At 60.3% G+C, this 14189-nt stretch carries 11 protein-coding genes; all 11 read right to left on the bottom strand.

The annotated features are described in order from the left end of the window. Positions 1-14: 14 nt before the first annotated feature. Positions 15-2381: a xanthine dehydrogenase family protein molybdopterin-binding subunit gene (locus AC1DYW_RS13885; protein ID WP_477226574.1), complete on the bottom strand. Its 2367-nt coding sequence runs from the start codon at positions 2379-2381 to the stop codon at positions 15-17. A gap of 44 nt (positions 2382-2425) precedes the next feature. After that, positions 2426-3226 carry an ABC transporter permease gene (locus AC1DYW_RS13880; protein ID WP_477226573.1) on the bottom strand — a complete coding sequence of 267 codons (801 nt, stop codon included), beginning with the start codon at positions 3224-3226 and terminating at the stop codon, positions 2426-2428. A 37-nt stretch (positions 3227-3263) separates the two neighbouring features. Continuing rightward, a complete protein-coding gene (locus AC1DYW_RS13875; protein ID WP_477226572.1) occupies positions 3264-4136 on the bottom strand; it encodes an ABC transporter permease in 873 nt (290 codons plus the stop codon). A gap of 35 nt (positions 4137-4171) precedes the next feature. After that, on the bottom strand, positions 4172-5935 hold the full coding sequence (locus AC1DYW_RS13870) for a thiamine pyrophosphate-binding protein (RefSeq protein WP_477226571.1): 1764 nt from the start codon (positions 5933-5935) through the stop codon (positions 4172-4174). 19 nt (positions 5936-5954) lie between these two features. Further along, complete coding sequence (locus AC1DYW_RS13865; protein WP_477226570.1) at positions 5955-7442, bottom strand: NAD-dependent succinate-semialdehyde dehydrogenase; 1488 nt, start codon at positions 7440-7442, stop codon at positions 5955-5957. Further along, positions 7399-8469 (bottom strand): alpha-hydroxy acid oxidase, encoded by a 1071-nt coding sequence (locus tag AC1DYW_RS13860; protein ID WP_477226569.1) that lies wholly within the window; start codon positions 8467-8469, stop codon positions 7399-7401. Before AC1DYW_RS13860 ends, AC1DYW_RS13865 begins: the two co-directional genes overlap by 44 nt. 52 nt (positions 8470-8521) lie before the next feature. Further along, entirely contained in the window at positions 8522-9919 is a 1398-nt protein-coding gene (locus AC1DYW_RS13855) for an aspartate aminotransferase family protein (RefSeq protein WP_477226568.1), read from the bottom strand. Between the two features lie 69 nt (positions 9920-9988). Next, a complete protein-coding gene (locus AC1DYW_RS13850; RefSeq protein ID WP_477226567.1) occupies positions 9989-11080 on the bottom strand; it encodes a zinc-dependent alcohol dehydrogenase in 1092 nt (363 codons plus the stop codon). Positions 11081-11210: 130 nt separating this feature from the next. Beyond that, positions 11211-11687, bottom strand: a complete 477-nt coding sequence (locus AC1DYW_RS13845) for an SRPBCC family protein (protein ID WP_477226566.1) — start codon at positions 11685-11687, stop codon at positions 11211-11213. 58 nt (positions 11688-11745) lie between these two features. Continuing rightward, a complete protein-coding gene (locus AC1DYW_RS13840) occupies positions 11746-12600 on the bottom strand; it encodes an ABC transporter ATP-binding protein (RefSeq protein WP_477226565.1) in 855 nt (284 codons plus the stop codon). Between the two features lie 328 nt (positions 12601-12928). After that, entirely contained in the window at positions 12929-13900 is a 972-nt protein-coding gene (locus AC1DYW_RS13835) for an ABC transporter substrate-binding protein (RefSeq protein WP_477226564.1), read from the bottom strand. Between the last annotated feature and the right edge of the window lie 289 nt (positions 13901-14189).

Here is a 14189-nt window from a genome sequence, read left to right as displayed (position 1 = left end):
CAGCAGCGATGTGTTCACCGATCGCCGGCCTGAAAAACTGGAGCAGCCTCCTTTGCCGCGGCAAGCGCTCCCCAGATCCTTGATGGTGTCGCCGGCATTTCCAGTTGCTGAACACCCATCGGCAGCAGGGCATCCTTGATGGCGCTCATGACCGCGGGCAGCGCGCCCACCGTCCCGGCCTCGCCCGCTCCCTTGACACCAAGCGGATTGGTCGTGGTGGGGACGGAATGGCTTTCGACGTTGATAGAGGGAAGATCGTCGGCGCGAGGCATGCCGTAGTCCATAAACGACCCCGTCACGATCTGGCCGTCCTCGCTGTAGACGACCTGCTCGCTCAATATCTGTCCAGCACCCTGGGCAACGCCGCCCTGGATCTGTCCCTTGACGAGCATCGGGTTTATCAGCACGCCGACGTCGTCGACGACGTTATAGGCGACGATGTCGGTCATGCCCGTCTGCGGATCGATTTCCACTTCGCAGATGTGGCATCCATTGGGATAGGTGGCCTGCTCGAGCGCAACGATTGCCGTCTCCTGAAGGCCGATTTCCAGTCCCAAAGGCATTCTGGACGGCACGAAGGACGCGATCGCTACCTCGGCCAGGGAAATGTTCCGGTTAGTGCCGGCAACTGAAAAATAGCCATCCCTGAATTCAATGGCACTTCCCGGCGCATTCAGCAGGTGTGCTGCGATGAGGCGGCCTTTCTCGATGACCTTCTGCGTCGCGCGCACGAAGGCCGCTCCAAACGCCATCATGGTTCGCGATCCGAATGTTCCGCGCCCGTGCGGCACGGCGTCGGTATCTCCAAAGATGATTTGCACGTTCTCGCACGACAATCCGAGGAACTCCTGCGCCATCTGGAGGTAGGCAGTCTCATGACCCTGTCCCTGCGAATGGCTGCCGGCCAGGATCGTCACATTGCCCGACGAATCGAAGCGGATTTCCGCGGACTCTTCGAAAGGACGCTCGAATGGTCCGCCGGCGATCTCGATGACGCAGGCGATGCCGATTCCTCGCAGAAAACCGCGGGCTTTTGCGTCCTCCCGGCGTTCCTCGAACCGGCCCCAGTCGGCGGCGGCGACACATTTGTCCATGACGGCCTCGAACTCGCCGCTGTCATAGGTAAACACAAGCGGGGTCCTGAAAGGCATTGCGCTTGCAGGGATCATGTTCAGTCGCCTGATCTCGACCCTGTCAATGTTCAGCTGTCGAGCCGCCTTGTCGATGATCTGCTCTATGCAGAACGACGCCTCGGGGCGGCCCGCGCCACGGTATGGGCAGGTCGGCAGCGTGTTGCTGAAGACGCCGCGCACGACCACGTCGAAGGCAGGGGTCGTGTACTGGCCGGCCAGTCCGCCGATATTGTTGGTCGGCGAGTGAAGCCCATTGGATGCGACATAGGCTCCGAGATTGGCCAAAGTCGAAACGCGAAGACCCAGGAACTTGCCGCTCTCATCCAGGGCAAGAGATACGTCGGAGACGTTGTCGCGTGATTGATGGTCGGACAAGAAACCCTCCGACCTCTCGCATATGTGCTTGACCGGGCTGCCGACCAGTTTGGATGCCCACAGCACAAGAATGAGTTCGGGATGCAGACTGGCCTTCATGCCGAAGGCACCGCCAACGTCCGGCGCGACAATCCTGAAACGGCTTGGTGGCAGACCGAACACCTGAGCGATCTCGCGGCGCATCGCATGAGGCGACTGCATGCCGGCGTAAAGTGTGAATCTCTGCGTTCGTCCATCGAACGCGCCCAGGGCCGATCGCGGCTCTAGCGCGTTAGTGGCGACGCGGCTGATGACGAAACGCTCCGACACGACATGAGCCGCCGTGGCGAAGGCGGCGTCGCAGGCCGACGTGTCCCCGGATCGTTGCTCGAAGCAGATGTTGCTCGGCTGTGAGGGCCAAACGAGCGGGGCATCGAGGTTCGCCGCTTCGGCGGTGTCGACCACGAAGGGCAGGCTTTCGTACTCGATTTCAATCAGCTCTGCCGCATCTTTCGCTTCGTTGAGCGTGTCGGCGACGACGGCAGCAACCGCGTCACCGACGTGGCGCGCGCAGCCGTCAGCCAGCGGAAGGTATGGTGGAACGAAACTCGGCTGGCCATCGGGCTGATTGCGCCGCACCCGCGTTGGGAAGGGATGAAAATTTTCTGTCGCCATCTCCTCGCGCGTGAGCACCGCCCTGACGCCCGGCGCGCTTCGCGCCTGCGAGGCATCGATGGAAACGATCCGCGCCGCCGCATGGGGCGAGCGGACGACGACGAGATGAAGCACCCGCGAAAATTCGGTCGACACGTCGTCGGTGTATCGGCCAAGGCCGCGAATGAGGCGCAGATCCTCCTGCCTTTCGACGGATGCTCCGATGCCGCGATTTTCCATCAGCTGTTTGCCTCTTATACCGTCATGGTCGGCTCGGGATGCCGTTACGGCGTAGCTGCGGTCGAACGGCCCTGCTTGGCGCTCGTGACACCCTCGCGCGAGCGTTCGTGATGCAGGAATGGCCGCTGAAGCAGGGAAAAACCGGAATTCACAAGCGACGTGACCGCAAAGATCACAACGATCACTGCGTACATCGCGCTGATGTTGAAGGCATCGGAATAGTGGATCAGGCGCGCACCCAGACCGATATTGGCGTAGGCGATCTCGGCCGAAAGCACGCCGATGATCGACATCGCTATGCCGAGTTGGAACCCTACGAACAAGGGGCGCAACATGGCAGGGAGATAGATCATACGGCCCATTTGCCAGAGACTCAGATTGAAGCTGCGCCCGACATTCAGCAGCGCCTTGTCGATCAGGAGGAAGCCGGTGATGGTGCTGAAAACAACCGGAAAGAAGGCCGACATGGCGGCCTTGGCGATTTTCGATTCGATGCCCAATCCGAAGACCAGAAACAGGATGGGCAGGAAGATTATCTTGGGCGTGCTTCCGAGGGCATGGATGTAAGGCTCGAAGGCCCTGCGCATGAACGGATTCGAACCGAGCCATATGCCGACCACGACAGCGATAGCCGACCCCGCAAAGAAGCCTGTGAAGGATTCGAAAAGGGTAATCGCCAGGTCGCGATAGAAAGTCGCGTCGCCGAATTCGGCCACAAGTGCGCTCAAGACCGCCAGCGGCTGCGGAACAACGCCTTGGTAGAGCAGTCCCGATATGGCGATTGCCTGCCAGAACGCGAGCAGGAGGACGACGGTGGATATCCTTATCACAGCGACTTTGGACAAGAACGTGGTTCCCGAGGAGGGGATGGCGATTCTCATGTCACCTCACAAGCTTCTCGAGCCTGTTGACGATTGCGTTTGCAAGGATGCTGACGAGCGCAATGGCGATGATTGCGGTATAGGTGCCTATGACGTCGAAGCGGTAGTAGCGATCGGACACGATGCGCCCTAGGCCGCCGGCATCGACGAGATATTCCACCGCTACAATGTTGATCAGCGTGTAGAGGAGCCCGAGCCGGATTCCGGCGAAGATTGTGGGCGCCCCGCTAGGCAGGATGATCTGGCGGAATATGGCAGCGTCCGAAAGACTGAAGCTTTTCCCGACCTTTATCAGCGTTTCGGGAACGGACATGAAGGCCGCCCTCACATGCGTGATAATGGGAATCACGCCCGAGGCGAAGCCCATGAAGATCAGGGTGAAATCGTTCCTTCCGAAGATGACCATGAAAAGTGGGTAGAGAAGAAAGATCGGTGCCGCGAACAACGCCGCCAGCCAGCCTTCGTAAGCCAGCCCAAAATCGCGATAGCGGTAGAGAAAGTAGCCTAGCGGCACCGCAGTGCAGATCTCCAGGATGAGTGCAGCGCCGACCAGGGCAAAGGTCAGTTCTGCGCCGTGGAACAATTCGGCGCGCAGGTCCCCCACGAAGAGCCCGGCAATGGCATCGCTCGGCCGAGCAATGATCACCGGCGAGACGATATCCAATCGCACCAATCCTTCGACAATGGCCAGGGCCACCAGCACGCTGGCGATCCCGAACAGGGTCGCGGGATCGAGTGTGCGGGAAATGATCCTTCCGATACCATACCGCGGCCGGCGTCCATCCGGGCGGCCGCCGCCAGCGTTTCCCGCGGTGACTGCGGTCACCGACGTCGCGTTGTCCGGTCCTGCGGAATTTTCCTTCACCAAAGACATTGCGGGCTGATCATCCGGTTCAAGCAGGAGACCTCCTAGTGATGGTTGAGCCATTCGAGGCTGGACCCTTCTGACGAGTCGATGGTGATGTCGAGAAGGTAGCAGTGGCCGGCCTCGACCGCGTTCAGCCCGCGCTCAATGGCAGCGCCAAGATCGGCAACATCCGCGACGGTTGGTTCAGATGAGAAGCCGAAATCCCTGGCGATGCCCGGAATATCGATGGGCGGATCGTCTATGCGTTGGCCGATCCACTTGTTCTCCACGGGTCGGTTGCGCTGCTTTGCGACCGATTCCTGTTGCACCTCGTCGGTGTAGTAGCTCCGGTTGTTGGCGACGACGATCAACACCGGGATCTTATAGTGGGACGCAGTCCAAAGCGCGGTCGGTGAGCCCAGGAACTCGCCATCTCCCATCAGGCCAACCGCCAGTCGGTCCGTGTCCTTCAGGGCCAGCGCCGTCCCGATCGTCATGCCCGGGCCCGAGCCGACACCCCCGCCACCGTCATAGCCCAGGTAATCGAGCGGTTCGTGGAAGACGTAGGATCCGGCCGGCCAGTTCAGCGGCACGCGCGCCAGGCATAGTTTGCGCTCTCCGCGTGCCGCCGACAGCGCCATGCCGATATCCTCGAGGCGCGGTGTGCCCTTGCTGCGTCGTTGACCGGACCGTTCGGCGGGGCTCGGCACCGGATAGGGCGTTCGCTGCATGCCCAGCCGCTCGAGTGCATCCGAGAGCGGCCTCAGCAGGGCGTCCGGATCGACAGCCACGCGCAAGTCCGCGCCGACCAGTCGCTGGTGATCGCCAGACCATCCATTGTGGACGTGGTGGTCGATGGAAACTTGGATCAATTTGGCCCGGTGCTTTCCGTCCACGGCAGCCTGGCGCATGACATCCGCGGTATCGCCCCAATCCAGGCTGAGGACGACATCGGCTTCGGCCAGAATCTGCCGGTTCACCGGCGTCAGGAAGAGGTCGGGCGGCGCGCCGTGAAGCGGATGGTCGGTCGGAAAGCTGGCACCCATCCTGAGGTCGGTGATGACGCGGGCGTCGAGCAATTCGGCGAGACGAATCCTTTGTTCCCAATCTTGCGGCGAACGCGAGGCGCGGCCGACCAGCAATACAGGTTTCCGCGCGGCGACGAGCAGACCGGCAATCTCGCCGATCGTCTCATCGGCAGCGCGCGATGGCGCGGGCGTGCGGAACAAGTCGAAATCCGGAAATTCCACGTTGCCGGTCAGCGCATCTTCCTGCAGGCGCCGATCCAGCGCGACATAGGACGGCCCGCAGGGCGCCGTGCAGGCCGACATGTGGGCGCGCAACATTGCCTCGACGATGGCGGCGGGCGACGTCGGCTGGTCGTCCCATTTGACGAAATTGCGGATCAATGCGCCCTGGTCGCGGCTGGTGTGTAGCCAGTCGATCCAGTTGCGACGAACCGCGGTGTCGACCGCGCCTGTTGCACCGAGCATCATGATCGGCACACGATCGCACCAGGCATTGAATATCGACATCATGCCGTTCATCAGCCCGACATTGCTGTGCAACACCACGGCCATCGGGCGACCCGTCGCCTTTGCATAGCCATGCGCAATAGAGACGACGCTTTCCTCATGAAGCGCCAGCAGCATCGCCGGCGACTCGTTGGCGAGATAGTTGATCAGACTGTCATGCAGGCCGCGAAAGCTCGATCCGGGATTGACGCATACATACTCAATCCCAAGCCGACGGAGCATCTCGGCGGCAACGTCGCTCCCCCAGACCATCCGGGCGTCTTGAGCGGGAAGCGGAATGTCGGGTGTCATTTGAGGTCCCTGCCGTCCGTCAAGCGAACGTTTCGACGATGGTTTTGATGTTGGTGTGCTCGAGTAGCCCCTCAATCCCGGCTTCTCGGCCCAGGCCACTGTCGCCAACGCCGCCGAAAGGTGCTTCGGGCGCCGTCACGGTCACACCGTTCACAGCGACGACTCCCGCTTTCAGCCCATCCGACAGAACTGCGGCGCTGCGGTGAGAACGCGTGAATGCATAGGCGGCCAAACCGTAGGGAAGGCTGTTTGCCCTTTTCAAGACTTCGCCCAAATCGTCGAACGCTACGATCGGTGCGACAGGGCCGAACGGTTCCTGCTGCATCACGTCGGCGCCATCGGGGACGCCGGTCAGAACGGTGGGCGAATAGAAAAAACCGCGATTGCCGACGCGGGCGCCGCCGGCGGCCACCTGCGCGCCGCGGTCGACGGCATCCTGCACGAAGCCTTCCATGGCCTCCAATCTTCGACGGTTCGCCACCGGCCCCATCTGAAACCTGTCTTCCGCGCCGTCGCCGACGGTGATCTTGGCTGCCGCTGCAACGAAACGCTGCGAAAAGTGCTCCATGACCTCGGACTGGACGAAGAAACGTGTCGGTGCCGTGCAAACCTGTCCGGCATTGCGGAAGCGGGCCTTGACGCATTGTTCCACGGCGCGATCCACATCCGCATCGGCCATGACGATCGCCGGCGAGTGGCCGCCAAGTTCCAGCGTCACCTTCTTCAACGCGCGCGCTGCCATCTGCGCCACATGTTTCCCGACCGCGACAGATCCCGTCAGGCTGACCTTTTTGATCACAGGGCTGGAAATGAGATAGTCGGAAATCTCGGCAGGATTGCCGAAGACGATATTGACGACATCCTTCGGGATCCCGGCTTCAAGGCACAGCCGGCCCAGAATGACTGCCGCGCCAGGCGTTTCCTCGGACGGCTTCAAGACGACCGAGCAGCCCGCCGCGACAGCATGCGCGATCTTACGGGCCGCCATCATGCAAGGGAAATTCCAGGGCGAGAATGCTGCGACTGGCCCCACCGGCTCATGCGTGACAAGGATCCTGCTATCTTCGTAGCGGGATGGAACCACTCGCCCATAAATCCGGCGCGCCTCCTCTGATAGCCACTCGATAAGTTCAGCGGTGGCGGCAACCTCGGCCTTTGCCTCCGTAAGCGGCTTGCCCTGTTCGGCTGTGATCGTCGGCGCGAGAAGTGCTGCATTCTCACGGATCAACGTCGCAAAGCGCCGCACGACCTTGGCGCGCTCCTGCGGCAAAACCTTGCGCCACATGACAAATCCGAGTTCCGCAGATTCCAGCGCGCGATCCAGGTCGGCCATCACTGCGACAGGAAGGCGTCCGAGTTCGACTTCTGATGCGGGATTGACAACTGCCAGCGTCTCGCGCCCGCTGCCCTTGGTCCACTCTCCTGCAATCAGGTGCGCGAGCTGATCATGCATGGCTTGTTCCTCAGACCAAACGATCTTTGAGATGGTAGAAAGTGCTGAGCTCATGCGTGGGTCCGATGACATCGGCCTTGCGCACGTAGCTGGCGGTCAGCTGCGAAAAGTCATTCACGCCCAGGAGACCCAGGGCGTTGATGATCTCCCGCTCGATGAGTTCCAGGCAGCGCACCAGACCCGCTTCACCGCCAGCGGCGAGCGCCCAGCCCTGAAGACGACCGATCGCCACAGCACTGGCGCCAAGGGCAACGGCTTTGATGACGTCGGTGCCTCGCAGAAAACCGCCGTCGACAATCAGTTCCGCCCTGCCCTTCACGTGCGGCGCGATTTCGGCCAGCGTGTCCAGCGCACCCAGGCAATGGTCCAACTGGCGTCCGCCATGGTTGGAAACATAGAGCGTGTCGACGCCGCGTTCGATCGCCATCTGGGCATCCTCGGCCGAGGCGATCCCCTTCAGTATGAAGGAGCCATCCCAGAAATCCCGAATCCGGGCCATCAGATCCCAAGTGATCGCTGCCTGCAGATGACGGTCCTTCTGGGCCTTCACACTGGGCGGCAACCACCGGTTCATAAGCTGGCGCTCGCGGATTCCGTAGTAGGCGGAATCGACCGTCAGCGCGAGCGAGGTGTAGCCGGCATTCTTCACACGGCTAAGGATCGCCTTCACCCAATCGAAATCACCGCGTACGTAGAGCTGGAAGATCTTGGGCTCGTCCGTTGCTGCGGCGATCTCTTCGAGCGACGGCTCGGTTATCGAGCTGATAATCGGGATGGTTCCGAAAGCCGCGGCCGCACGTGCCGCACTGACACCGCCGCCGACAGATATCGCCTGCAGCGAACCGATCGGCGCCAGCAGCACGGGAATCCGGACCTTGTTGCCAACGACCGTCGTCGACACATCGATCTCGGACATGTCGCGCAAGACGCGAGGAATAAAGGCGTAGCTGTCGAGTGCGTGCCGGTTGCGTCGCATCGTCATTTCCGATTCCGCGCCGCCGGTCAGATAGTCCCAGACATCCTGGGTTAGATTGCGCCGTGCGAGCGTCACGATTTCCTGATTGCACGTAAATTCGCTCACATTTCCCTCGCTACACCCGGCAGACTTGCTCTTCTCTTGACACTGCGGCCCCTCAGTGAAGGGACGTCGCTTCCACCTCGGCCACTGCGGCGGCGAATATGCGTATCCCTTCCCACAGGTGAGCCTTCGTGGTGACCAGCGGCGGCATAAGACGAATGGTCGAACCATAGCGACCACACGCCATGACACGTACGCCGAGCTGCTCGCAGCGCTGGAGGATCGCTCCGACCCGTTTGGCGTCGAGGGGCGTGCGGGTCGCCTTGTCGGAAACGAGTTCAATACCGATGAAGAAGCCACGACCGCGCACATCGTCCATGAACCGGCTTTTGGCGGCAATTGCGGTCAACTCCGCCTTCATTTCGGCCCCCACGATGGCCGCGCGACCAATGAGGTCGTCCGCGGGGTCGGTCAGGATTTCCAGGTTGGCCAGCGCGACGACGTTGGCGACAGCATTTTCAGCAGCAGTTAGAACCTGGGAGCCGAGTGGAAGTTTGTCTCGATACCGCTCGTGAATCGTGAGGCCGGAAAGGGGCATATCGCCGCCGATAGCCTTGGCCCATACGACCATGTCGGGAACAATGCCGAAATGCTCGCTTGCCCACATCTTGCCAGTCCGCCCGCCGCCCGCTTGCACTTCGTCGACGATCAGCAGAATCCCTTTCTTGGTGCAGGTCTCGCGCAACATCTGCATGAATTCGACAGGCGGATCGATGTAGCCGCCGTCCGCTTGCATGGATTCGATGATCACGGCCGCGACGTCGTCGGCGCCCGTGTTCGGAGTGGTGAGCTTGTAATCGAGGTACTTGGCACAGCGCACCTCGCATTCCGGATAGCGCAGGTCGGCGAAGCAACGGTAGCAATAGGCATACGGCATGTGGATTGCGCCCGGCATCAGCGGACCGAACCCAGCCCTGAAGTTCTCGCGGGTGGTGAGTGCCAACGATCCATGGAATACGCCATGGTAGGCTCCCTCGAAGGCGACAATCTGTGACTTGCCGGTGATCGCCTTGGCAAATTTTAGAGCCGTTTCGATCGCACCCGAACCGCTCATCCCGAACCAGGTGAAGCATTCGTCGCGCAAACCGCGCGGCATCGTCGAAGCCAGTTTCTCGGCCAGCGCAACGGTTGTCTCATTGATCAGGCCGGCCGAATGCATCAACTTTTCCGACTGGCTTTTGATCGCAGCCACGACCTTTGGGTGGTTCCGTCCCACGCTCGACACCGCAACGCCGGCGGACATGTCGAGGAAGATGTTGCCATCGGGATCCTGGATTCCGGCGCCCTTGCCGCCCTCCACAACCAGGCGCCCGCGAACGGAAGGCCTGGTGGGACTCTGGGCTTTGAGAGCCCGCTCGATCAGCGTGCGTGCGATCGGTCCCGGAAATTCGTTGGTTACGATCCTCGGCATGATCGGATAGGACAGGGCTGCCAAGCTTTCTTCCGAAATCATCAAAGCGCTCCACTTTGTTACCGCCAGACCGTGCGGCGGCTGGCAACGACACGATTGGCCACAGCCGAGTTATTGCCAGACGACGACTTGAGGCGGGTTGATCGCGCCATAGACTGACTTGTTGCCGAGGATCTCAAAGGCATCGGGAACCTTCTCAATCCCCTCCAGTTTGTGCGTGATTGTCGGCTCGATCTGCACTCGCTTCGAGGCGACCAAGTCGATCGCGTATCGCACCATCTTCGGGGACGGCAACCGGCGTCCGTAAACGCGCAACCCCTTCTTCTCGATCAGGCCGTAGACGACCTCGGTGCCCACTGGCAGATGGCCGACCTCCATGATGCGGCCTTCATGCCGCAGCATCTGGAGTCCCTGCTGGAATGCGTCTGTGCCGGCATGCCCCTGCTCGCGGCTGCCACCGGCACACTCGATGACCACGTCGCAGCCAAGGCCATTTGTCGCCTCCATTACGGCAGCGACCGGGTCGGTCGTAGTCACGTTGACGGTAATGTCGGCGCCGAGCTTTCTTGCCAGCTCCAACACCGGCTCGCGACGCGCCATGGCGATAACCTTGCCTGCCCCCGCGGCGCGCGCAACTTGGAGCGAATCGAGCCCCATGGGCCCGAGCCCGATGACCGCGACCGTGTCGCCCATGGATATGCCCACGCCCTCGATTGCACCGACGATCGACACGAGAGGCTGAAGGGCCGCGCACTCAAAGTCCGACACCTCATCGGGAACCGCAGCAAGCATCCGCGCCGGCGCCGCAAAATACTCGGCGAGACAGCCGGGCGTATCTTCGCCGACGTTGATGACCGATCGGCAGAGCGTAGACAGTCCAGCATTGCAATATTTACAACCGCCGCACGGAACGCCGCGATGGTAGAACACGCGCTCGCCAAGCTTGACGTTCTCGACACCCTTGCCGACCTCGACGACCTCAGCACAGAACTCATGCCCGAAAAGCGGGACCGGGCGCTGCTTGGCAAACATAGCCTTCAAGGTTTCGTGCCCCGAAACCGGCAGGCCGCGAAACTCGGCCACTTCCGTCACGGACAATTCCAGCACGCGCGTTCGCAAAACCACCCAGCCAGGATCCGCCGATGGCATGGGCGCGTCTTCCAACCGCATATCGTTAAAGCCATAGGACAACCAGGACTTCATTCTCGCACTCCGTCGTTGGTGGGATTAAACCCTGTCTGCCAATTTAGGTCAATCAAAAAGCTACATAATTAAGCTATTTAATTATTATTTCTACGAGGACTGAACTGCGGTCCACCATCTGCATTGCGCTTCAACCGCGCGGCGACGCCGCAACCTTGCCGGAAGCATGCTGTCCCACCTGCTCGCCAAAGTTCTCGAAGAACTCCAGAGCCAATTTCCTGCTGGTGGAATCAATGAGCCGCGCACCGAGTTGCGCGAGCTTGCCGCCAATCTGAGCATCGACCTCATAGGCGAGCGACGTGCCACCATTGACGGGCGTCAGACGAACCCGCGCGCTGCCCTTGGCAAAGCCCGCGATGCCGCCACTGCCCGTGCCGGAGATCGTGTAGCCGAAAGGCGGGTCGAGATCCGTCAGTTCGACATCGCCTTTGAATTTGGCGCTGACCGGACCGAGCTTCACGGACACGACGGCGTTGAACGACGTATCCGACGTGCGCGTGAGAGACTGACAACCGGGAATGGATTTCAGCAGGGTCTGTTCGTCGTTCAGGTAGTGCCATACCACTTCGGGAGGAAACTGAAGTGGATAGTCTCCGCTCAACTTCATCGCTCAACCTTTTCCTGTATCGATGACTTCGCTGCTGCTCACCCCGGCCAGAATCGGGCTAGGCGCCGGCCTGTTGCTTCACTTCCGCCTCGGCCATCCCCAGGCTCGCTTCGGTGCGAAGATCCGCCCAAATGCCGCCGACGATCCGGCCGAATCTTTCGCTGCCGATGATCTCCGACGTACGCGGGCGCGGCAGGTCGATTTCCACGATGCGTTTGATACGACCTGGCCGATAGGTCATTACAATCACGCGATCGCTGAGCTGAACCGCTTCGGTGATGTTGTGCGTGATGAGCAACGTGGTCTGCTTCAGCGACTGCTGAATTTGCAGGACCTTGTCGCCGAGGAGCATGCGCGTCTGCTCATCCAGCGCCGCGAAGGGCTCATCCATCAGGAGAATCTTTGGTTTCGCCGCCAAAGTTCGCGCGATGGCGATACGCTGGCGCATGCCGCCAGACATTTCTGACGGATAATGGTTCTCGAAGCCGTTGAGACCCACCAAGGCGATCAGGTCTCTCGCCTGCTCCAACCGCTCGCGCTTCGGCACGCCAGCGGCCTCGAGCGGAAAGGCGACATTGTCGAGGGCGGTTCGCCAGGGAAATGTGGATTCTTCCTGAAAAACGCTGCCGATCGATTTCCGGATCTGTGCACCAGTTTGCCCTTCGACGAGAACCTCGCCGGAATAGCGCGAGAAGAACCCGCCTATGATGCTGAATAGCGTTGACTTACCGCAGCCGCTTGGCCCGATGATCGAGATGAATTCACCAGGCTGCACATCGAAAGAGAAATCCCGTACAGCCCAGGTTTCAGTAGCACCTTCACCGTAGGATTTTCCGACGTTCCGCAGGGCGAGTGCCGGAATGGGAGCGTCGGCTGCGGCAGGTGGAGTGACGAGCGTTTGAGGCACGTTCATGGGTGTCAAATCCCTGTTTGTGGCTGGCGGCTCTTGGCCCTGGCTGGGAACACTCTCATCCCTCCGGTCTTCGATCTTCAGAGCGCGGCCCAATTGCGGATCGCTCTTATGGCTTCGGCTCGATAACGCATCTCAGCGGCCTACCAAACATAAGGTACCTTATCATTGAAGAGGATAAAAGCGTTGTCAACATCTGAGACTTAAATATTCAGGCGATGATTTCATCAAACAAAGGACATGTGGATGGATCGTCTTTCAACGATCCATCCATTTCTAAAGTTATCATCCGTATTTAGGGCACCTATTCGTAAAGCCTTCTTTCGAAGGCCTACTTCGGAGTCGAATAAACAATGTCGATTAGTTGTTTCTGCTCATCGTCTGTTAGACGCCTGCTGATCGACTTTCCTGCGACAGCCTGATCAATAACCCGATCCAGATGGGCAATCGGTCCGAAGGCCAGGGCAGGCCGTTTGTAGAAGGCGAGGCCCTTCGCAGCGATGTTCGCATCTACCTTGTTGAGTTCGCCGTAGAACTTCGCAGACGGCTCAGGGTTCGCGTAGGCCCAATCGATGCACCCATCCAGGACCTTGAGGAACTTTTCGGCAACATCCCGGTGGCCGGAGACAAAATCCGCATTCGCGATAATTACACGGCCGGTCAAATCGGCCTGGGATTTGATGTCATCGCCGGAGAAGAGCACGCGCACCTCGCCCTTCTCGACCGAACCGAGCACGGACGGAGGCACTGAATAACCCACGTCGATCTGACCAGTCATTATCATTGTGAAAGTAGCATCCATGCCGCCGGTCGCTGTCGGCTTGAAGTCGATACCCTTCTCGGTCTTGAGAGCGAGCAGAGCCGCCTCGGTGGCGCCACCCGGACGCGAGAAGGCGACCGTCTTTCCTGTCAGGTCGTCGATGCCTTTGATGGGACTTGCCGCAGGAACATAGAAGAACGTGTCGTTCTGGCCCATGAACTCCGCACTGATGATCTTGATTTTCGCACCCTGCATCGACGCGGCCAGAACGGCGTTGATGCCGGGCGAGTAACCGATATCCATACCGCCGGCCACTACGGCCTGCACGTTCTCCGACCCCCCTCGTGTGGAAATGACCTCAACATCGAGGCCCGCCTTCTCGAACTCGCCGCGCTGCTTGCAAAGCGTTGGCTGAGACGTATCCCAAAGCCCAAGGAACGTCGTCGCGACCTTAACCTTCTCAAGTTGCTGCGCTGCCGCCGGATTTGACGCAAATAACATCGCGCCGACGGCGAAGAGCGGCAGAACCCTCATATTGAGCATATCAACCTCCATTGATGGGCGCCGTCGAGGCATCGGTGGCCAAGACTTTCAGCGCAGATAACAGTCATCCGTTCCCAACAGAGCGACCGCGCCGTGAGCACGCTCGCCTCGCGGATGCAGCCCTTGCGATCAACCGATGGTCGTCGAGGCTCTATGGCCTAATTTAGCTACATCAGAAACTAACATTACATAGATACAAAATGTATTCAAGACCTCGAATGGCACATAATTTTGGCCAACCCGCAGCCCGGATTCCTCGAGGCGTCGGCTCGCCGTGCAGTTTCGTGTG

The sequence above is a fragment of the Mesorhizobium sp. P2_D5 genome (genome assembly GCF_056404355.1).
This window is presented reverse-complemented; position numbering and strand designations above follow the sequence as displayed.

Coding starts and splice junctions, on each gene's coding strand:
- AC1DYW_RS13885 (WP_477226574.1), bottom strand. CDS start 2,381: ATGGAAAATCGCGGCATCGGAGCATCCGTCGAAAGGCAGGAGGATCTG.
- AC1DYW_RS13875 (WP_477226572.1), bottom strand. CDS start 4,136: ATGTCTTTGGTGAAGGAAAATTCCGCAGGACCGGACAACGCGACGTCG.
- AC1DYW_RS13870 (WP_477226571.1), bottom strand. CDS start 5,935: ATGACACCCGACATTCCGCTTCCCGCTCAAGACGCCCGGATGGTCTGG.
- AC1DYW_RS13865 (WP_477226570.1), bottom strand. CDS start 7,442: ATGAGCTCAGCACTTTCTACCATCTCAAAGATCGTTTGGTCTGAGGAA.
- AC1DYW_RS13855 (WP_477226568.1), bottom strand. CDS start 9,919: ATGATTTCGGAAGAAAGCTTGGCAGCCCTGTCCTATCCGATCATGCCG.
- AC1DYW_RS13850 (WP_477226567.1), bottom strand. CDS start 11,080: ATGAAGTCCTGGTTGTCCTATGGCTTTAACGATATGCGGTTGGAAGAC.
- AC1DYW_RS13845 (WP_477226566.1), bottom strand. CDS start 11,687: ATGAAGTTGAGCGGAGACTATCCACTTCAGTTTCCTCCCGAAGTGGTA.
- AC1DYW_RS13840 (WP_477226565.1), bottom strand. CDS start 12,600: ATGAACGTGCCTCAAACGCTCGTCACTCCACCTGCCGCAGCCGACGCT.
- AC1DYW_RS13835 (WP_477226564.1), bottom strand. CDS start 13,900: ATGCTCAATATGAGGGTTCTGCCGCTCTTCGCCGTCGGCGCGATGTTA.